Genomic DNA, 19,380 nt, shown 5'->3' on the forward strand with positions numbered 1-19,380 from the left:
TTCCTTGCGATCTGGCGCTATATTCCGTGCAGGTTGAGATCAAGAAGCTTTCAAGTTGGGGCGTGGGTGGATGTCTCCGCTGACCACGTGATCCTCGGATCGCTGCAGGCAAATGAAGAGTATTCCGCGATATTCCCAACTATTCCACATGAGCCCGTATTACCCATGCAATTTGACATTTATCTGTTGAAGGACTGCAACTCAGAAAAAAGGAAGCGGATATGAAGAAGCCGAACCACAACGCCGACATCAAGAACCCGAACAAAGGCACCACGGGGCAGAACAAGACCCATGCCACAGCGCAGGGAAATCGCGGCAAGCAGCTGAACCCGAACAACAAACTTGCGGGTTCAAAAAAAGCCGTGATTCACATTGCCGGGGCCGCTTTCCGGCCCCGGCAAACCTAGAAAGTACAATGACTAAGAAACCAAATTCAAAAAAAGACAAGTTTCCTCAAACCAAAGAACTTGTGAATATCGCTTTGAATGCTGGAATGACCCAGAAAGCAATTGCAGACATGTGCCGAACTCAGCAGTCACAGGTGAGCAAATGGAAGTCGGGCGAGCGATTGGCGACCCGTGATCAGGTAAGGGAGTTGGTCAAACTATATGGTGACAAACTCCGCCGTGTTCCCTTCAAACTCTATCAGACAAGAGGCAATCCCGGCGAATTCAAGCAGTTTGCGCGTGTCGAAGGGAAGTTGATCCTGAGAGAGAAGTTCCGCGCGAGATGTGATCGCCAAAGGAATAGTCACGGAAACATCTCCGCACTGCGCATCTCCGTCCATCATCAAAAAGATGAAGACTTTGCTGTTGCGGTCGAGAACACCTGTGCACCTGTCCCTGGTCCGGGTCTGCGCTACCAAGTTCCCACGATGACGGATCGGCATGCATCGTGGTTCTTGAGCGGAACGCATGAGGAGGCGATTAAGGCATGCAACATCGACGAACTGTGGAGTTGGATGTACGGGCTCGGAAGGAGCGAACAAGTCAATGATTTTCCTGGACTGTTCCAGCTTCCATTTCTTGTGGCAGAAGCTCTTTTGAACCACGGGTTCAAGTTGAAAGGTATTGTGGAATTCAAGGTGCCGGAATAGTCTGGCAGTCCACAACCAGACAGCCCGACCGGGCATTCCGGCACCGCCGAACAACTGAAAAGGTGCGTCAGGTTCGTAAGCAGTACTGCACGCCACGCGGTCGAGCCTTTTGCTTTCGCGTCGCGCACGAACCGTTTTGGACCGAACGGGACGACCCGAGCCAAAGCCTAACCCGCGATGGCAGGCTCCTCCCCAAGGGGCAAGGGGTGGGACAGCCGCCAAGCCGCGAGCCTGGCTCGACGCTTGGCGGCACTTATTTCCGCCATGCTGTCGTGTTGGGCAGGTCGATCCTCGTAACCACTCCCGGCACAGTATCCGCCGCTAGAATGCACGCTGTTTCGTTTCAGATTGTGGCCCCAATTACTTGGAGAATGGCCAACTGGTATGTCGAGGATGGTGCTGCTACGAGGGCCGGATCAATTCGTCACCAAGCTGCCTGACGACAAGTTGCACCAAGGGCAACTGCAGTTGGATGAGGCAGTGCTGCGCTGATCAACCTCTCACAGTGTTCCGAGATATCACTGCTTCCAGTTCGGCTTCCAGGTGGATGGGCGCCCTTCCACTGATGAACGGCTGCGGTGCGCGGTTGGGTTTGAGAGGCTCAACAATATCTGGAAGGCGCGGTTCGACGGTGTCTCTGACACTGCATATTCTGTAATCGCACCACTGCAGACAGGTTTTCCACATCTGTCTTCCGGCAGCCTCTGTTGATCGGTTTTTATTCACATAGCTGCTGAGTTGAACGAACGGTCAAGGCCCCTCAAGTGGGCCCAGATTTTGAGCAGAGGAAGCAGCATGTGCGAGAAGCCGGACAAACGCGACGTGCGGTTGAAGGTGAATGTGACGCCAGAAGAACGGGACCTGCTTGATGCAAAGGCAAAAGCCTCGGGTCAGACCCGTTCAGACTTCATGCGTGAAGCCGCCCTTGGTCGCCGCGCAGCCGTCTCACCTGAGAAAATACTCGACAGCATCTGGGTCCTGAACCTGGTCTTGGGCCATATCCAATCCATCGCTGAATTGCCGCCTTCGGACGCGCCCGACTACGCCTTGATCCTCCTGGAGCTGCATCGGATCGAAAGTATGATCCTGATGTTTGCGCCCGTTGGTTTCACCGGGGAGGACGGCTGATGTTGATCGGTTGGTCGAAACACCAGTCCAGTGAAAGTCTGCGCCAGCCAGCCTCATATCTGCTGGATCCGGAAGTTCGAAAGCCTGTCGGGTCAGCGGAAGTCGTTGAAAGGCGCGTACCCGTGCCGGAACTTCCGGTCGGCCATCCCGCGGTGTTTCAGAGCGCTGTCTTTGCGCTTCGCTTCAAGAGGAAATACCGGGTGACGACGCTTTCGTTTCATTGCGAAGACATCGACGTCCACGATTTCAATGAAGGTAATGAAGCCGCCAGGAGACAGGTGTCCGCCGCGATCGATCTGTTCCTCGAGGTCGCCTTTGCAGGAATTCCGGAACCATCCCGGCCGCCGGTCCTCGTCGGAACTCATACGCATCTTGACCGGTTGGAGATCAACGTCGCCATTCCGAGATTTATCAGGACTGCTGAAGGTTCAGTCCGCAGTTTCAACCCGCATCCCCCGAAGCGGGGCAGCGGGTTTCTGTGGGATGCACTGCGCGATGTGCTGAATTTCAGTTTCGGCTGGCGCAGCCCGAATGACGGGACCGCCGCTCAAGAGCTCCGGGGGCCTGACTGGGTTGAGAAGCGTCTTGCCGCCGCTGAGCGGCATGGAACGACCTTCGATCCTGCGAAGGACCCGAAGCCTTTCTTGCTGCAGGCTGCGAGGGTCATCGCGGCACACCATGCCGCGGATGCTTCGAACCCATACGGCAAGCCGTTTCCGGAGATCGTGGCGGACCTTGGATTCCGCATCGAGCACCGGAACAGGTTCTCGATGAGGCTGGTCCACCCCGATGATCCTCATCCTCTGCTTGTGCGTGGCCGGCGCCCCCTGAGCCACGGCGATATCGCGCCGGATCCCACCGAGGCGTTGGAGAGGTTGCGGCGTTACTGGACGCGGCGGGCGCAACAGAATTCGAAACGGTTCTCACAGGGAACATGGAGCGAACCTCAGCCGGACTGGGCGTCGCGGCTGGAAGCGCCCGAGGTCAGGATTCCGCCCTGCCATCCTGATTTCGCAGGCCCAAGCAGTGCTGTGCCCTCGCCGGGGATGCCCCTGCGGGTGAAGCTTCAGGTCTACCTCTCGGCCATGGCCAAGGCGCTCGGCGTCATGATGGCCGAAGCTCGAATCCTGCAGTACTTGTCGGCCGTCCCCGTGGCCCCCTTCAACTCACTGGCAAATAGATTGGAGAAACTGAATGCCGAATACGACCAAACCCGCCTCGATGGAGGCCCTGATGGAAGAACTGTGCGATCTGCTCCGCCAGGTTCTCGGCCGCGGCGCGGACGCTCAGAGTTCGGCGCGGATCAACGAACTTCTTTCCGAGATCGGGCGGATCAGGGTCGCGATGGAGCGGCAGACCGAAAACCTGGAGGCGATTCGTCCGGGGCTTTCCGCTTTCGAGGCCATGAGCACCCGGCTGGAAAACGTGGAGAAGAACCAGCAGCAGATGCTGTCAGCTGTCGAGTGGATCTGTCGGACCTTGGGACATCCGGCCTTTCACGAGGACGACTGATCGGCCTGATCGTGCGTGCTGCCCGGGGAGTTTTTCCCGGGAAGCTAGCTGCACTGGCAATGGATCAGGAGCGCAGGCTGCAAATCCGCATCGCCGATGTCATGATCCAATTTTGTCCGGATGGAACCGTGAGAGGCGTCGGTGATCCGGAGAGGGTCGGCGCGCTGGTTGACGCTTTAGCGGAGTATATTCCCATCCGCTCCGGAGAGGCGACTGCTCAAGTCAGTACGGATCAGCCAAGTCTGTGAGCGTTTTCGCAGCCTTTTCGTCTTGCCCGATTTGCTTTCCGGGAGGCAAATCTGCGAGGATCAGGTCTTCAGCGCGCGAGGCACCACCAGGACAGCGTTCAGGACCGTTGCCGCCTCTCTATATCGCGTCTCCAAGGTTGATGCCGGAGATGATCCTTGGCAAGAGTTGCACAGCCGCGTAGAGCGGCCCCAGGGGCTTTTCTTCCCGGCGATAGGTACCAGTGTTCACGTCGATCTGCTTGTGTCCGAGAAGATCGCGGCGATCAATGTCGCTGACAAGCAAGGTCAGGCCGTCTTTGCCGCGGGCGTTGATCAAGGTGTCATTGACGTAGTGGCGCAGGCTCTTGGTGCTGTATCTCAAGGGGTTGCCGTCAAGGCTGCGTGAAAGACACTCGCGCATAACATGATCGAGATTGTCACCGAACTTCGGATCGTAAGGTGGCGGCGGTGCATGCGGATCGAGGCATGCATCACGGATTTTTGCTGGAACCGCCGCCGGAAACAAAACAAATTGCTGTTTCGATTTGATTGTCGCAACGAACTCCAGAAAGCCCAATTCGATCAATTCCGGATGATTCGGGATCCGACGTTTGCTGTGCTTGTTCTTGAGACCGCGCAGGTGGTTGGCGCGAATGTAGATGTAAGGAATTCCATCTTCTTCAAGGACATCGGTGACCAAGAGACCTGCGATCTCAGCACGACGTGCTCCGCTATGTGCGAGCAGCAAATTGATCCAGTAATGATGATCCTTGAACAGCTTGGTCCCAGGTTTGTGCCGGTCCCGGAAATTCTTGCACCCTGTCCAAAGTGGGTGGGCAAAGAGCCGCCGGACGTCGGGAACAGTGAAGACTGCGGTCTTTTCCGCGTCGGTTCGATCGTCCTCCGGAACCAGGTTTGCGACCTTTGGTGTTCCGAATACCGGGGTTCCTTCGTATTCGGCATGCTCTACGACCGATTTGATCGTCGTGAGGTGTCGCTCGATGGTTCCGGCCTCGAGCCCGATCTTGTCGTCGGGAATGGTCTTGGCGTCGTCAAGAAGTTCTTTGAAGGTCAAAGCCCGCTGGCGTGGAGATTTCCAATAGTGTTTCGGCATCATTTTCGCCATTGCGTTGGCAAAGATTTCCAGGTGATGGGGCCGGATATCGGTCACCAGCTGAATCCCAGTGATGTAAACGAATAGCGTGACGGATTTGAGGTGCTGGTTCTTGGTCTCAGCATTGCACTTCTTTTTTCGTGTCATCCGAACTGCGACACCGAACAGGTCATTCCCGTAGACACGTTCGACCCTCGCGTCTTTGGCTTCGCCCGAAAACAGCGCTTCCTCCTGTTGCTGGAGCGCCTGATCGCGTTGTTGCGCAATCGAATCTGCCGTGATGCGACCTTTGATCAACGAAACGCCGGGCGTGAGCACGGGGGCCGCTAGTTGGCGTGGTTCCGCTTGGCGCGAGCCCGACGTGCCAGGCACAACCGATGGCTCCTCCGTGGATTGGGTCGTGCCGCTGTTGCCAAGGGCATCTTCGGCCGGTGTCGGGTGAGTGGGCCTGTCGGTTCCATCGACCAAAGACTGCAGCATAGCTGCAGCTGCGCTGCGGGCGGCCGCGCTGGAATGAAGTGGCTTGGTTTGCACGGCGTCATACGCTGCCATGCGGGCTTCCACTGCGGCCCAGCGAAGGCGCAGCTTTTCGTGCTGTGAAAGATGTTCGGGGCGCTTCAATTGAGCCGCGCGTTCTTGAACGCTCTGATTGAACGCCGGTGAAATGAATTCCTTGAACTTGGTTGCTTGGATACGCGCTGCAATCGCACGTTCTTCGACCGGAAGCTGTAGCAGTCGTTCCGTCGGCATCTCCTCACGCAGCCCGTCCTCGACAAGACTGCGAAGAACAAACGCTTCGAGGCGATGGTGGCGCGCGCGTTCCGCCGTCAGGGATCCATCCATTCGCTCGATCATCCGCGCATTTCGCAACTCGTCCAGATAGGCGCGGAGTTCGGCCTTGAAGAAAGCAGGAACATCGACTTCTGGCAGCGTGAGATGTGCTTTGTTCTCGAGCATTCGATCCATGTGTGCGGTCAGTTGCACACAGGATCTATGCGCCGAGTTTCGATCCGTCGTCCCCAATGACACCATTACCGGCGGCAAACATGTGGATAACTTGGGAACCCGCCGGCGAAAGAAATAAATCCCGGGGCGTCGCGTCAGGTAAAGAGTGCTGTGCATCGTGACCTCGATTCTCGGTCACTGCCAAGAACGCCGTCAGATCCGTCATCGGGCCGGTTTGCAGGAGGCTGTGCAACCTCGTGTGTAACCAGCTGTGTAACCAAGCCCTCAGTCCAACTGAGCGAATTGGTTCAGATGCCTGCTTTTAAACGATTTTTCCGAGAAGATGGCTGGGGTGGTAGGATTCGAACCTACGATACACGGTACCAAAAACCGCTGCCTTACCACTTGGCTACACCCCAACGGTGAGCGGCTATCTACGATTGTTGGTGACGGTGTTCAAGTGCTTTCCCGCAAAAAATCGAGACCCGTGAATTTTTTTTGCGGGCGATCTATTTGGTCTCCAACAGCACCGCTCCGGTTCGGTTTCCGGCCTCGACCGCGCGGTGTGCGGCGGCGCAGTCTTCCATCGAATAGACCTTTTGGATCGGGCAGTTCAGCGCGCCGTCGGTCAGCGCGTGGTGGAGGTTCGCGATGGCCTCGTCGCGCAGATCGGCCGGCAGCAAATACACCAAAACCATTTCCAACGTCACCGATTTGAACATGAGCGGGTAGAACGGAAGCGTCGGCGTCATATTTTGCGCCGAGCCATACGCATTGATTCTGCCGCTTTCGGCGATAACTGCAACGTTGGTTTCGACGTTTTGGCCAAACTCCACATCGACGATGCGATCGACCGGAAGCCCTTGATTGGCGTCCAGGATCTGTGCGGGCAAATCGGTCGCCGTGTAATCCAGCACCGCATCAGCTCCGGCCTTTGTCACACGTTCGAAGTTGCGTGGACTGGCTGTAGCCAGCACCTTTGCTCCGCCCCATTTGGCCAACTGGACGGCAAGGAATCCGACCGTTCCTGCACCGCCGTGAACAAGCAGGGTTTTACCCGATACCGGGCCTCCGGAAAACACGGTGTGGCTGGCGGTCAGGCCGGGAATGCCGAGGACGGCACCGGTTTGCAGCGCGACCGTGTCGGGCATGTGAACAGCCTGTTCCGAGGGCAGGGTGATTTGGGTTGCGGCCGTCCCGAACGCACGACCCCACTGGCCGTTCCAGATCCAGACCCTTTGACCCACCCGCGAGTCCGGAACCCCAGGCCCGACAGCCGAGATGACACCTGATCCGTCGCTGTGCGGCACAATCACCGGGAAAGGCGGCTTGGTGATCCCGGGCCGTGCCCCCGCACGTGCCTTCACGTCCGAAGGGTTCACTCCGGAATAGGCCAGTGCAACGGTCACTTCGCCCGGGCCCGGGGGTGTGTCCGGTAGTTCTTGAATGGACAGAACATCGGCGGCGGGTCCAAATGTCTGGTAGGTGACGGCTTTCATGGCGGCTCCGGTTTGTCGCGTCGTGACGTTCACCCTATCGTCGCGGGCCAGGAATGCTAGCCTGTCAAAAAACCATGGGAGATCAGACGATGAAGGCGTTGCGCACACCGGACGAACGGTTCCAAAATCTGCCCGACTATGATTTCGCACCCAACTACCTTGAGGTGGATGATACTGAAGGCGGCGCGTTGCGGGTCCACTATCTGGACGAGGGGCCGCGCGCGGCAGCTCCAGTACTGATGATGCACGGCGAGCCCAGTTGGTCTTATCTGTACCGTCACATGATCCCGCCAGTCGCTGCCGCGGGTCACCGGGTCATCGCTCCGGACCTTGTGGGTTTCGGCAGATCCGACAAACCCGTCGACCGCGACGACTATACCTATGCACGGCATGTCTTCTGGATGGGTGAGGTTCTGCGTCAACTCGATCTGCGGGACATCACCCTGGTCTGTCAGGACTGGGGCGGATTGATCGGGTTGCGCCTGTGGGCCGAGATGCCAGACAGGTTCGCCCGGGTCGTTGTTGCCAACACGGCCTTGCCAACCGGGGACCAGCCCTTGGGCGAGGCGTTTGCCGCCTGGCGACAGTTCAGCCAGGAGGTGCCGGATTTCCGCGCCGGCCGCATCGTCTACGGCGGAACGGTTTCAAAGCTGACCGAGGCCGAGGTCGCTTCCTATGACGCGCCGTTCCCTGACGATCGTTACAAGGCGGGGGCGCGACAATTTCCGATGCTGGTGCCTGACCGCCCCGACGACCCCGAGTCTGAACCGAACCGACAGGCTTGGAACGTTATCCGCGGTCTGCAAACCCCTGTCCTGACGGCTTTTGGTGCTGAGGACAGGATTATGGCCGGGGTGGATGGGGTTTTTCAGAAACTTTGTCCCGGTGCGGCGGGACAGAACCATGTTGTGCTGCCGAAAGCCGGTCACTTCCTTCAGGAGGACGTGCCTCTGGAACTTGCGGAAACGGTTCTGGCCTTCATCCGCGAGACGGCCTGAGCAGCGGTCTCATTCTCGGATTTCGTCGGGCTCCACGCCCCAAAGATTGCTTTTGAGGGTCCAGCCGCGATAGCCACCGGCCGAAATGCGGCACCAATCCACCGTGCAGGTGCCCAAGCGGGCCACGACGCCTGTTTCGAAATGAGCGTTGACCGGGGATTTGGGGTCGGGGCTGGCATAGACCGGCAGCATGTCCGATTCAATCAGAACCGTGCGGACACCTGACAACAGTGCGTAGTGGACCCATCCGCCGGCCCCGTCGCGATCCTGAACCTTGCGCCAGTTGCCGTATTCGGCCGTCACCTGTAGTGGCATGCCGCGTCGCTTGAACACCCAGTCGACACGATGAGTCAGCGAAGGGCCGCGGCGAACGTTCGCCTCGGCCGCCTTCATCGACACGTAGCGCGGCAAAGGCAGATTCGTCACCTGCCCACGTTTTTCCTGAGCGTGCGCGATTGCGCCTGTCAGGAACAGAAGCGTTGTTAGAAATGCCAGAACTGGGCGTTTCGCCCTCAAGAAAGCACTCACTGCCTGCCCGCTGATTTGCCTGTCTGCCGTGTTTCAAAAAAGGTTGGAGCGATGCCCATGGGGTTCTTGTGCCCCGACTGATCCTGCGCCACGATGCCATGACGCGCATCGGAATGCAAAGCGGTAGGAGGGCTGAAGTGCCAAGAGAACGTCTGAGTGTTGTTGTAACGCGACGGTTGCCCGAAGTGGTCGAGACACGTCTGAGCGAGTTGTTCGACGTCCGTTTGCGGGACACCGACACACCGATGACGCGCGACGAGTTGGTCGAGGCGGTCAAACAGGCCGATGTGCTGGTTCCGACGATCACGGACACGATCGACGCTGGTGTTTTGGGCCAAGCCGGAGAGCGGCTGAGGCTGATTGCGAATTATGGCGCCGGTGTCGACCATATCGATGTCGCGACGGCCCGTCAGCGCGGCATCCTGGTCTCGAACACGCCGGGTGTTCTGACCGACGATACCGCCGACATGACGATGGCGCTGATCCTTGCCGTAACCCGCCGGATTCCCGAGGGTCTGTCGGTTATGCAAAAGGGGGACTGGACCGGCTGGGCGCCGACGGCATTCCTTGGCGGGCGGATAGGAGGCCGGCGTCTGGGCATTCTGGGTATGGGGCGGATCGGACAGGCCGTCGCGCGCCGCGCCCGGGCCTTCGGAATGCAGGTCCACTACCACAACCGTCGCCGATTGCGTCCCGAAATAGAACAGGATCTTGAGGCGACCTATTGGGAAAGCCTCGATCAGATGGTGGCGCGTATGGACGTGATCTCGATCAACTGCCCATCAACGCCGTCGTCATTTCATCTGATGAACGCGCGACGTCTTAAGCTGATGAAGCCGACGGCGGTCATCGTGAACACGTCGCGGGGCGAGGTGTTGGACGAAAACGCGTTGACCCGGATGATCCGGGCGGGCGAGATCGCCGGGGCCGGGCTGGACGTCTACGAGCACGGCACCGACGTGAACCCTCGACTTCGGCAGCTGCCGAATGTCGTGCTGCTGCCGCATATGGGGTCGGCGACGCTCGAGGGGCGCATCGAGATGGGCGAAAAGGTCATCATCAATATCAAGACGTTTGAAGACGGGCATCGGCCGCCTGATCAGGTCGTTCCCGCGATGTTGTAAGAAAACGCCAAGGCATATGGGCTCCTGCTGTTTGCAAGGCAGAGCTTTGCCGTCTTTGGCGGTCGTCCCCGCACATGGTTGCGGGGCAGTACGGTGCCGTGCACTGTCAGAATCAGTATTTGGATAAGGAGGTTTATTATGTGCTCCAATTGGTTCCCTACTGTTGTGGCCTGCGCGCTGACCCTGGCGAGCCCAGTGTTTGCCCAGCAAACCGCCGATGAGGTCGCGCCCGAGGGTGCATCCGACGGCCAGGTTCAGGCCTTGACCGACGAGGTGATCGCCGCGCTGAAGGCCAAGGCCGACGGTGTGCCCGTCAAAGCTAAAACCTGGATGGTTGCGGCGGCCAACCCGCTGGCCGTCGAGGCGGGTGCCAAGATTCTGGCTGCCGGTGGAACGGCAGCGGATGCAATGGTCGCCGTTCAGGTTGTCTTGGGCCTGGTCGAACCGCAGTCCTCGGGTTTGGGTGGGGGTGCCTTTCTGGTCTGGTACGACGCGGCCAGCGGACGCCTGACCACCTTGGATGGGCGAGAAACCGCGCCGAGAGAGGCAAGCCCGACCCTGTTTCAGGACAAAAACGGCGAGCCGCTCAAATTTTTCGACGCGGTTGTTGGTGGGCTTTCGGTCGGGACACCCGGCACGCCTGCATTGTTGGAGGAAGCCCATCGGCGCTGGGGCCGCAGCCCCTGGCCCGGTCTGTTCGAGGATGGTATCCGACTGGCCGACGAAGGGTTTGTCGTTTCGCCGCGGCTGGCGGGCTTGATTCAGGCCGACGCTGAACGTCTGGCACGCTTCCCTGACACGGCCAACTACTTCCTGCCGGACGGCGAGCCGCTGGCGCAGGGTCAGCGCCTCACCAACCCAGACTATGCCGAGACTCTGCGCGTTCTGGCATCCGAAGGGTCTGCGGGCTTTTATGGAGGAGAGATCGCGGCGGACATCGTGCGGACTGTCCGAAACGCTCCGGGTAACCCGGGGGTTCTGTCCGGAGTTGATCTGGCTTTGTATCAAGTGATCGAGCGCGAGCCGATCTGTGCCACCTATCGCAGCTATGAGGTCTGCGGGATGGGTCCGCCGTCCTCGGGCGCACTGACGGTTGGACAGATCCTTGGTATGCTCGACAACTACGATTTGGCGGCGATGGGTCCCGAAAGCGCCGAAGCGTGGCGGCTGATCGGCGATGCCTCGCGCCTGGCCTTCGCGGATCGCGGTCGCTACATGGCCGACAGTGATTTCATTCCGATGCCGACGCAGGGCCTGATCGATCCGCCTTATCTGGCCGAGCGTGCCGCGTTGCTGAATGACGCTGGGGCATTAACCGAGGTTGCGCCGGGAAATCCTGAGTTTGACCACGCGCTGAACTGGGCCGACGATGCTTCGATCGAACTGCCGTCGACGTCCCATATTTCGATCGTGGACGCCTATGGAAACGTGCTTTCGATGACCACGACAATCGAGAACGGTTTTGGTTCGCGTCTGATGACCAACGGCTTTCTGCTGAACAACGAACTGACCGACTTTTCCTTCCGGACCCACAGGGACGGGGTTCCGATTGCCAACCGGATCGAACCGGGCAAACGCCCCCGTTCCTCAATGAGTCCGACGATTGTCATGCAGGACGGGTTTCCGATTCTGGCGATCGGGTCTCCGGGTGGCAGCCGGATCATCGGTTATGTCGCAAAGTCTATCATTGCCTGGGCGGACTGGGGTATGGACGTCCAGCAGGCGGTCGCCCTTCCTCATCTGGTGAACCGTTTCGGGACCTATGATGTCGAGGTCGGCACAAGCGCCGAAGTCTTTGCGGACATGTTGGGCGAGCTGGGCTTTGAAGTGAACGCGCGGGATCTGACCTCGGGCCTTCATGCCATCGAAATCCGCGACGGTCTGCACGGCGGAGCCGATCCCCGTCGAGAAGGGATCGCACTGGGCGAGTGATCACGTCGGAGCGTATGGGTATTGCTCCTGTGGCGTGGGCCTTCTAGTCATTGTCTGGGCCTGCGCCACTGCGCCAAGGGAGGGTTGCCATGGTTGAAGCGACAGCATTGTTCCGCAATGCGGCGGGGATCGACACCGCCATCAGCATTCTGAAACAGCGGTTCGGGGACCGGTTGCAGACCGGCGCTTCGGTCCGCGAGCAGCACGGGCACACCACGACCTGGATTGAAAACCAAAGCCCGGACGCGGTGGTCTTTCCCAATTCGACCGAAGAGGTCTCGGACATCGTCAAGACCTGTGCGGCGCACAAGGTTCCCGTGATCCCTTTCGGCACCGGAACGTCGCTGGAAGGCCACGTGAACGCGCCGGCCGGCGGCGTTTGCATCGATCTTGGCCAGATGAACCGGGTCTTGGCCGTGAACGAAGGTGATCTGGATTGCGTCGTGCAGCCTGGGGTCACCCGCGAGGACTTGAATACCCATCTGCGCGACAAGGGCCTGTTCTTTCCGATCGATCCCGGTGCCAATGCCTCATTGGGCGGGATGGCGGCGACCCGGGCGTCGGGTACCAATGCGGTTCGCTATGGAACGATGAAGGACAATGTCCTGAGCCTCGAGGCGGTTATGCCTGATGGCAAAATCATCCGTACCGGTCACCGGGCCAAAAAATCTTCGGCCGGCTACGATCTCACCCGCTTGCTTGTCGGTGCCGAGGGCACGCTGGGCATCATCACGGAGCTGACTTTGAAACTGCACGGCATCCCCGAGGCGATTACCTCGGCCCGGTGTTCTTTCCCGACGGTTGATGCGGCCTGTCAGGCCGTGATGACGACCATACAATTCGGTGTTCCGGTTGCCCGGATCGAACTGCTGGACGCGATGTCGGTCAAGGCGGCCAACGCGTATTCCGGGCTGAAGCTGCCGGAAACGCCGTTGCTTCTTCTCGAGTTTCATGGCTCGGAGGCCGGCGCAGCGGAGCAGGCCGAAACCTTTGGCGAAATCGCCGAGGATTTTGGCGGCACGGGCTTTGTTGCTACGGCCAGCACCGAAGAAAGGTCCAAGCTCTGGCAGGCGCGGCACGACATGTATTGGGCGTCCCTCCAGCTTCGGCCCGGAGCGCGCGGAATCTCGACGGATGTCTGCGTCCCGATCTCGCGCTTGGCCGAATGCGTCACCATGGCTCAGGACAAGGCAGCCGAGTTGGACCTGCTGGCCCCGGTCGTCGGTCATGTCGGTGACGGAAACTTCCACACGCTGGTGCTGATCGACATGGACAATGCCGACGAAGCGGCGCGGGCCAGTCAGTTTGTCGGATGGCTCAACGATCTGGCGATCTCGATGGACGGGACCTGCACGGGTGAGCATGGAATCGGGCAGGGCAAGAAACCGTATCTGGTACGGGAACTTGGGGATGCGACCCGGTACATGGCGGCGATCAAGGCCGCACTGGATCCTGACAACATCATGAACCCCGGCAAGATCGTCTGACCAGGCCGGGAAGGCGCACGCAACCATCGGCTGTTGGTGTATGCCTGTTCGCGGATTCGCGTCCCAACGTGTACGGCAGGTCGGTTTTGCACCGTTTTGCGTCGGATGGACTTGGCGCTGATTGGTCTCGTTCGGCATAAACCTTGCCAAACAGACTCAATCCGGAGAGCGGGCGTATGAAAACCCAAGTCAAAGCACTGGTCGTTGGCGGTGGCGCCGTTGGGACCTCGATAGCCTATCACCTGGCCAAGGCGGGCTGGGATGATGTCATGCTGATCGAGAGGGACGAGTTGACCTCGGGCTCGACCTGGCACGCTGCGGGTCTGCTTCCGCTGTTCAACATGTCCTATGCGACAACCCATATCCACAAATACTCGGTGGATTTCTACAAGACGCTGGAAGAGGAAACCGGCCTGAATGCGGGGTTCGCGGTGGTCGGAAACCTGCGCATGGCGCAGACGCAGGACCGCATGGATGAGTTCATGCTCTATGCCTCGACTGCGGAGACCTGCGACGTCAAATATGAATGGTTGACGCCCGAGCAGATCAAGGAGCGCTGGCCGCTGATCGAAACCTCGGATCTGAAGGGCGCGCTTTACCATACCGAGGACGGTTACATCAATCCGGCCGACGTGACCCAGGCGATGGCCAAGGGTGCCCGCCAGCGCGGTGTCGAGATCGTGCGCAAGATGCAGGCCGATGCGTTCCATTGGAACGGAACCCATTGGGAAGTCACCTGCACCAAGATGGTCGAAAAGGGCGGCAACCTTGTCCCCAGCGACGAGCAGGTGGTCATCACCGCCGAGCACGTGGTGACCGCTTCGGGAAACCATGCCCAGCGTACCGCCAAGCTGCTGGGCATCAAGATGCCCGCGATCCCGGTCGAGCATACCTTCATTGTCATGGACAAGGATCCGGAACTGGTGAAATGGCGTGAAGCCGGCAATCCGGAACACCCGGTCGTGCGCGACGCCGACAACGAATCCTACGCACGTGAGGAGCGCGGCGGCTGGATCCTCGGCATCTACGAGCACGGTGCCCCGGCACGCTTCGAATACGGTGTGCCCGACAGTTTCCGCGCTGACCTGTTCCCTCTGGATCTGGACCGGATCGCCGATCAGTACATGGCCATGGCCGAGCGTGTCCCGTCCTGTGCCGAGTCCGGCCTGAAGGACGATTTCAACGGTCCCATCTGCTATACGCCTGATGGCAACCCGCTGGTCGGCCCGGCGCCGGGCCTGCGAAATATGTGGCTGGCCGAAGGGTTCAGCTTTGGCATCACCGCCGCCGGCGGCACCGGCTATTATCTGGCGCAGATGATGGTCGATGGCGAAGCCGAGATCGACATGGCTTCGCTGGACCCCAAACGCTATTCGTCCAACTGGATGACCACCGAATTCGCCGCGCGCAAGAATGAAGAGTGCTACGAGCACGTCTACATTCTGCACCACCCGGACGAAGAGCGCGAGGCCTGCCGTCCGCTGCGCACCGTTCCGGCTTATGATCGTCAGAAAGCCCGTGGCGCGCAGTTTGGGTGGGTTAACGGTTGGGAACGCCCCAACTATTTTGGCCCGGTCGATGCCTCCGACAACTTCGACAAGGAAAGCCGCAGTTTCCGCCGTGGTGGATGGTGGCAGTATGCCGTCGAAGAAGCCAATGCGATCCGCAACGGTGTCGGCCTGATCGACGCGTCAGCCTTCACCAAGCATGTCGTCAAGGGCCCCGGCGCCACGCAGTTCCTCGACTGGTTCACCTGCAACAAGCTGCCCAAGGTCGGCCGCATCAACCTGACCTATGCGCTTACGGCGCATGGCACCACGCGTACCGAGTACACGATCGTTCGCCTGAAAGAGAACGAGTACTACCTCGTCTCGGCCGGTGCCTGGACCGAGTATGACGCCGACTTCCTGCGCAAGGCGGCCGAGGACAAGATGGACGAGTTCGGCTACATCGAGATCCAGGACGTGACCACCCAGTGGGGCGTTTTCGCCATCGCCGGGCCGAAATCGCGCGATGTGCTGAAAGAGGTCATCAAGGACGCCGAGCCGGAAACCGCCCTGTCGAACAAGCGCTTCCCGTGGCTGTCGGCACGTCAGATCGAACTGGGCATGTGCCCGGTCAACGCGATCCGCGTGGCCTATACCGGCGAGCTGGGCTGGGAACTGCATCATCCGATTGAGATGCAGAACTACTTGTTCGACCTTCTGGAGACGGCCGGCGAGAAGCACGGCATGAAGCTGGTCGGTGCCCGCGCCCAGAACTGGCTGCGTCAGGAGAAATCCTATCGCGCCTTCGGCACCGAACTGGGCCGTGACGCCACCCCGCTCGAGGCCGACCTGCCGCGTTTCGTCGATTTGGACAAGGAGTTCCACGGCAAGGACAAGCTGATCGAAATCGGCGTACGGGTGAAATGCTGCACATTGCTGATCGACGGGCCCGAGGATGCCGACCCGTGGGGCCGCGAGGCGCTGTATACGCCCGAAGGTGAGCGCGTGGGGCGTCTGACCTCGGGCGGGTATTCGGTGGCTTTCGAGAAATCCATCGGCATGGGCTATGTAAAGCCCGAACTGGCCGTGGAAGGTACCAAACTGAAGGTCAAAATACTGGACCAGCTGTGGGATGCGGTCGTGACGTGCGACAGTCCCTATGACCCCAAGAACGAGACCATCCGCAAGGACGGTTGATCGGACAGGGGCCCCGGACAACTCCGGGGCCTTTTTTTGGCTATGCGCTGAGTTCGTCGAAGCACTCCAGCGCTTTGGCTGCGTACATCATCGACGGACCGCCACCCATCTGGATCGCCATGGCCAGAACGTCCGAGAATTCCTCACGCGAAGCGCCGGCCTTGACCAGTGTTTCGGTGTGCAACGAAATGCAGGGTTCGCACCGTACTGCGATGGACATGCCCAAGGCGATGAACTCCTTGGTCTTGAAGTCCAGTGCTCCGCCTTCCTTGACCGATTTCCCGAGCGCGCCGAAAGCGCGGGCGGTATCTGGTATGGCTCCGTTCAGGTTGCGCAATCCGCTGCGCGTTTCAGCAAGCTTGTCTGACCAGGTCATGTCTTGTGCCTCTTTTACATATTGCATCTTGCATATGTATCAGCGGCGTCGGAACGGCTTTGATCTTGATCAGATCGAGGGCTTTTCTGCGACAAAAGCCAGATTGTTCGCAGGCATAGGAACCACTCCGACAACTCGCAGCCCTGTGCTTTCCAGATAGTTGCTGATCTGGCTGTCGTCCTTGTAGCCTATCTCGGGGTCTCGCCGGGTCAGGTCGGCATGAAAGCGTCGGTCGCCGTCGCTGATCAGCTTGCCCTGGCGCATGAACGGTCCGTAGAGAACGAACCGCCCCCCGGGGCCAAGGGCCAATGCGGCCTCGGACAGAACATTCCGGGCTTCTTTCCAGCTGATCAGATGCAGGAGGTTGATCAGAATGATAAGGTTCTGGTTGCCAAAGTTGTGGTGCCACCCGGGCAGGGTTGCGTCCAGCTCGACGGCGGGAATGATGTTTGGCAGGTCCTCCCCATAGGCGTCGATGCTGGCCCGGCGGGCGGGATCGATCTCGCTCGGCTGCCAAGTGAGGTCGGGAAAGATACGGGCAAATGCGGCGACGTGTTGGCCCGTGCCGCTGGCCAGTTCCAATGCGTTTCCAGTTGCGATGGGCATCTCGGCCAGCAACGCGCACAGGGCGTCCGTATTTCGGCTGGCCGCAGGAGCGATCATCTTCGCGCCGTCACCCTGAGAGGCGACGCTTGCCGTCGGAGGCAGTTTCCGCCCGCCCATCAGCGTAACCGGGACACGGCCAGCGCGGAGACCATCGCGGCATCCAACTCGGGCGCGCGGCCCAGCGCAAGATCGGCAACCAATCGCGACGCGGCCGGGGCGGTTTGAAACCCGTACCCTCCCTGACCGGCAGACCAGACAAAACTTTCATCCGACGGGTCGGGACCCAGAACAAGCGTGCCATCCGGGGCAAAGCTGCGCAGCCCGGCCCAATTGGTCTCGACACGGGTGACCGGGCTGGTCACCATTTCTTCGTACCGGGCCAGGCCCTTGGCCAGCACCATATCGTCGGCATAGGCGTCATGCGGTTCGACCGGGTCGGCCTCGGACGGTGACACCAACAGCTTGCCGGCATCCGGTTTGGCGTACCAGGTCTCACCCGCGCCCAGCATCATCGGCCAATTTTTCACATCATGGCCCCCGGGTGTCGGCAGCCGGGCCATGGAACGGCGGCGCGGCGTGATTCCGATCGGTGCGATCCCGGCCATCCTTGCGACCTCGTCGGCCCAGGCACCAGCGGCATTGACGATGGTGCGCGCTTGAAAGACCTCGGCCGCCTCCACCAGCCAATGGCCGTCCTTGCGGATCCGCGCCACTTTTTGGCGGGTCAGTACCGATCCTGCGTTGGCGCGAATGGTGCGGGCGAAATCCTGCAGCACGCGGTCGGTGTCGATGTCGTAAGCGCCCTCACTCAGCGCCGCGTATGCGACGGTTTCCGGGTTCAGGACCGGAACATGGACCATCGCATCGGCGACTGAGATTTCTGTCATTCCCAGCTCGCTCAGGTCTTTGCGGAACTGCTCGGCCTGATCACTTTTGGCCACCAGCATCAACCCGCGCGGGGTCAGATACTCGTTCGAAAAAAAGAACTCGGCGCTGGCCTTGTTCAGAGCCACGACCGAAGGTGGGCCATAACCTTCTTCGAACAATGCCGCCGATCGCCCCGAGGCGTGATAGCCCAGCGCGTCCTCGGCCTCGAGTACGGTTACCGATCCATGCTCGGACAGACGCGCGCCGGCGCTTAGGCCGGCAATGCCGCCGCCGATGATCAGATAATCAATCACTGGACCTCCTCCAGCCGGTCCGTCGCCGGTGGCGGTGTCTGGCTGAGCGCCGTGATGCGGGCATAGAGCTCGGCCGGAAGGTCGAACGTCAGCGCAGCCAGCGACGGTGCCAGCTGTTCGGCAGATCTGGCCGATATGATTGGCGACGGGGCAAACGGGCTGGCGGCAACCCAAGCGACGGCAAGCGTCGCCGGATCCACGCCAGCCTGATGTCCCAAGCGGGCCAGCTCGGCAGCTGTTTCGGCCATCCATTCAGCCCCATAGCGGCTGGCGTATCGGTCATCTTCGGACAGCCGGCCGGCTGCACCGCCATGGGAGTACTTTCCGGTCAGCAATCCGCCACCCAGCGGCGAGTAGGCAAAAACCGAGATACCTTGATCCGCACACATCGGCAGGATCTCGACCTCGGCCTGTCGCTTGACCAGGTTGTACATCGGTTGCAGCGCGTCGATGGTCAGGCCGAAATCCGCGGCGACGCGCACGGCTTTCATCACTTGCCAGGCGGCAAAGTTGGACAAGCCGACATAGCGGATCTTGCCCGCGTCTTTGAGCTGGGCAAAACACTCCAACGTTTCGGCAAGATCGGTGTCCGGATCGAACCGGTGCAGGTACAGCAGGTCGACCATGTCCTGATCCAGACGTTTGCGGGACATGTCGAACTGCGCACGGATGTTGGCCGCGCCGGCGCCGCCTGTATAGCCAGCTTTGGTGGCGATCGTCAGTTGCTCGCGCTGAGACGCGATCATCTGGCCCAGCAACGTTTCCGACGCACCGTCGGTATAGACATAAGCCGTATCGAAATGCGTGATGCCGGCCGCGCGACAGGCGTCGAACATGGCCCGGCTTTGTTCGGCATCGGCGCGGCCCCCGAACTGCATCGTGCCAAAAGTGAAACGGCCAATGTCAGTGCCGTCGGGATTGGAAAGCCTGAGTGTCATGAGAG

The 19,380-nt window shown here is 60.0% G+C and carries 16 protein-coding genes and 1 tRNA gene; 9 read left to right on the top strand and 8 right to left on the bottom strand.

Features of this window, described 5'->3' with window-relative positions:
* Positions 1-221 precede the first annotated feature (221 nt).
* The 4 genes from ACR0NB_RS00390 (at position 222) to ACR0NB_RS00405 (ending at position 3,984) form a co-directional block, all read left to right on the top strand.
* Positions 222-407 (top strand): hypothetical protein, encoded by a 186-nt coding sequence (locus tag ACR0NB_RS00390; RefSeq protein ID WP_480774659.1) that lies wholly within the window; start codon positions 222-224, stop codon positions 405-407.
* Between the two features lie 8 nt (positions 408-415).
* Positions 416-1,096: a helix-turn-helix domain-containing protein gene (locus ACR0NB_RS00395; protein WP_480774660.1), complete on the top strand. Its 681-nt coding sequence runs from the start codon at positions 416-418 to the stop codon at positions 1,094-1,096.
* A gap of 795 nt (positions 1,097-1,891) precedes the next feature.
* Positions 1,892-2,224 carry a plasmid mobilization protein gene (locus tag ACR0NB_RS00400; RefSeq protein WP_480774661.1) on the top strand — a complete coding sequence of 111 codons (333 nt, stop codon included), beginning with the start codon at positions 1,892-1,894 and terminating at the stop codon, positions 2,222-2,224.
* Positions 2,224-3,984, top strand: a complete 1,761-nt coding sequence (locus ACR0NB_RS00405; protein ID WP_480774662.1) for a hypothetical protein — start codon at positions 2,224-2,226, stop codon at positions 3,982-3,984. The genes ACR0NB_RS00400 and ACR0NB_RS00405 overlap by 1 nt, the downstream gene beginning before the upstream one ends.
* Before the next feature lie 118 nt (positions 3,985-4,102).
* Here ACR0NB_RS00405 and ACR0NB_RS00410 read toward each other — a convergent pair whose 3' ends face one another.
* The 3 genes from ACR0NB_RS00410 to ACR0NB_RS00420 form a co-directional block, all read right to left on the bottom strand.
* Entirely contained in the window at positions 4,103-6,199 is a 2,097-nt protein-coding gene (locus tag ACR0NB_RS00410) for a DUF6538 domain-containing protein (protein WP_480774663.1), read from the bottom strand.
* Between the two features lie 167 nt (positions 6,200-6,366).
* Positions 6,367-6,441: transfer RNA gene (locus tag ACR0NB_RS00415), tRNA-Gln, on the bottom strand.
* A 90-nt stretch (positions 6,442-6,531) separates the two neighbouring features.
* Positions 6,532-7,521, bottom strand: a complete 990-nt coding sequence (locus ACR0NB_RS00420) for an NADPH:quinone reductase (RefSeq protein WP_480774664.1) — start codon at positions 7,519-7,521, stop codon at positions 6,532-6,534.
* A gap of 74 nt (positions 7,522-7,595) precedes the next feature.
* Between ACR0NB_RS00420 and ACR0NB_RS00425 the strand changes: the two genes are divergently transcribed.
* Positions 7,596-8,519, top strand: a complete 924-nt coding sequence (locus ACR0NB_RS00425) for a haloalkane dehalogenase (RefSeq protein WP_480774665.1) — start codon at positions 7,596-7,598, stop codon at positions 8,517-8,519.
* A gap of 9 nt (positions 8,520-8,528) precedes the next feature.
* On the opposite strand, the gene ACR0NB_RS00430 is transcribed toward ACR0NB_RS00425, so the two are convergent.
* Positions 8,529-8,993 carry an SH3 domain-containing protein gene (locus tag ACR0NB_RS00430; RefSeq protein ID WP_244952386.1) on the bottom strand — a complete coding sequence of 155 codons (465 nt, stop codon included), beginning with the start codon at positions 8,991-8,993 and terminating at the stop codon, positions 8,529-8,531.
* Between the two features lie 191 nt (positions 8,994-9,184).
* Here ACR0NB_RS00430 and ACR0NB_RS00435 point away from each other — a divergent pair, with 191 nt between their 5' ends.
* From ACR0NB_RS00435 to ACR0NB_RS00450, 4 genes are all read left to right on the top strand, one after another.
* Positions 9,185-10,171: a 2-hydroxyacid dehydrogenase gene (locus tag ACR0NB_RS00435; protein WP_170337463.1), complete on the top strand. Its 987-nt coding sequence runs from the start codon at positions 9,185-9,187 to the stop codon at positions 10,169-10,171.
* Between the two features lie 138 nt (positions 10,172-10,309).
* A complete protein-coding gene (gene ggt, locus ACR0NB_RS00440; protein ID WP_480774666.1) occupies positions 10,310-12,103 on the top strand; it encodes a gamma-glutamyltransferase in 1,794 nt (597 codons plus the stop codon).
* A gap of 89 nt (positions 12,104-12,192) precedes the next feature.
* Positions 12,193-13,590 (top strand): FAD-binding oxidoreductase, encoded by a 1,398-nt coding sequence (locus tag ACR0NB_RS00445; RefSeq protein ID WP_480774667.1) that lies wholly within the window; start codon positions 12,193-12,195, stop codon positions 13,588-13,590.
* A gap of 176 nt (positions 13,591-13,766) precedes the next feature.
* Positions 13,767-16,274, top strand: a complete 2,508-nt coding sequence (locus ACR0NB_RS00450) for a GcvT family protein (protein ID WP_480774668.1) — start codon at positions 13,767-13,769, stop codon at positions 16,272-16,274.
* A 40-nt stretch (positions 16,275-16,314) separates the two neighbouring features.
* Here ACR0NB_RS00450 and ACR0NB_RS00455 read toward each other — a convergent pair whose 3' ends face one another.
* The 4 genes from ACR0NB_RS00455 to ACR0NB_RS00470 all read right to left on the bottom strand — a co-directional run bounded on the left by ACR0NB_RS00455 (position 16,315) and on the right by ACR0NB_RS00470 (position 19,375).
* On the bottom strand, positions 16,315-16,650 hold the full coding sequence (locus tag ACR0NB_RS00455) for a carboxymuconolactone decarboxylase family protein (RefSeq protein WP_170337780.1): 336 nt from the start codon (positions 16,648-16,650) through the stop codon (positions 16,315-16,317).
* A gap of 69 nt (positions 16,651-16,719) precedes the next feature.
* Positions 16,720-17,373, bottom strand: a complete 654-nt coding sequence (locus tag ACR0NB_RS00460) for a DUF938 domain-containing protein (protein WP_170358090.1) — start codon at positions 17,371-17,373, stop codon at positions 16,720-16,722.
* Positions 17,373-18,437 carry an NAD(P)/FAD-dependent oxidoreductase gene (locus tag ACR0NB_RS00465; RefSeq protein ID WP_480774669.1) on the bottom strand — a complete coding sequence of 355 codons (1,065 nt, stop codon included), beginning with the start codon at positions 18,435-18,437 and terminating at the stop codon, positions 17,373-17,375. The genes ACR0NB_RS00460 and ACR0NB_RS00465 overlap by 1 nt, the downstream gene beginning before the upstream one ends.
* On the bottom strand, positions 18,434-19,375 hold the full coding sequence (locus tag ACR0NB_RS00470; protein WP_170458218.1) for an aldo/keto reductase: 942 nt from the start codon (positions 19,373-19,375) through the stop codon (positions 18,434-18,436). Before ACR0NB_RS00470 ends, ACR0NB_RS00465 begins: the two co-directional genes overlap by 4 nt.
* Positions 19,376-19,380 lie beyond the last annotated feature (5 nt).

Source organism: Ruegeria sp. CG3, assembly GCF_056537205.1.

Excerpts from the sequence above, each read along its gene's own strand:
- ggt (WP_480774666.1), top strand. The coding sequence starts at position 10,310 with ATGTGCTCCAATTGGTTCCCTACTGTTGTGGCCTGCGCGCTGACCCTG.
- ACR0NB_RS00470 (WP_170458218.1), bottom strand. The coding sequence starts at position 19,375 with ATGACACTCAGGCTTTCCAATCCCGACGGCACTGACATTGGCCGTTTC.
- ACR0NB_RS00405 (WP_480774662.1), top strand. The coding sequence starts at position 2,224 with ATGTTGATCGGTTGGTCGAAACACCAGTCCAGTGAAAGTCTGCGCCAG.
- ACR0NB_RS00395 (WP_480774660.1), top strand. The coding sequence starts at position 416 with ATGACTAAGAAACCAAATTCAAAAAAAGACAAGTTTCCTCAAACCAAA.
- ACR0NB_RS00445 (WP_480774667.1), top strand. The coding sequence starts at position 12,193 with ATGGTTGAAGCGACAGCATTGTTCCGCAATGCGGCGGGGATCGACACC.
- ACR0NB_RS00410 (WP_480774663.1), bottom strand. The coding sequence starts at position 6,199 with ATGCACAGCACTCTTTACCTGACGCGACGCCCCGGGATTTATTTCTTT.
- ACR0NB_RS00400 (WP_480774661.1), top strand. The coding sequence starts at position 1,892 with ATGTGCGAGAAGCCGGACAAACGCGACGTGCGGTTGAAGGTGAATGTG.
- ACR0NB_RS00425 (WP_480774665.1), top strand. The coding sequence starts at position 7,596 with ATGGGAGATCAGACGATGAAGGCGTTGCGCACACCGGACGAACGGTTC.
- ACR0NB_RS00460 (WP_170358090.1), bottom strand. The coding sequence starts at position 17,373 with ATGGGCGGGCGGAAACTGCCTCCGACGGCAAGCGTCGCCTCTCAGGGT.
- ACR0NB_RS00420 (WP_480774664.1), bottom strand. The coding sequence starts at position 7,521 with ATGAAAGCCGTCACCTACCAGACATTTGGACCCGCCGCCGATGTTCTG.
- ACR0NB_RS00455 (WP_170337780.1), bottom strand. The coding sequence starts at position 16,650 with ATGACCTGGTCAGACAAGCTTGCTGAAACGCGCAGCGGATTGCGCAAC.
- ACR0NB_RS00450 (WP_480774668.1), top strand. The coding sequence starts at position 13,767 with ATGAAAACCCAAGTCAAAGCACTGGTCGTTGGCGGTGGCGCCGTTGGG.
- ACR0NB_RS00390 (WP_480774659.1), top strand. The coding sequence starts at position 222 with ATGAAGAAGCCGAACCACAACGCCGACATCAAGAACCCGAACAAAGGC.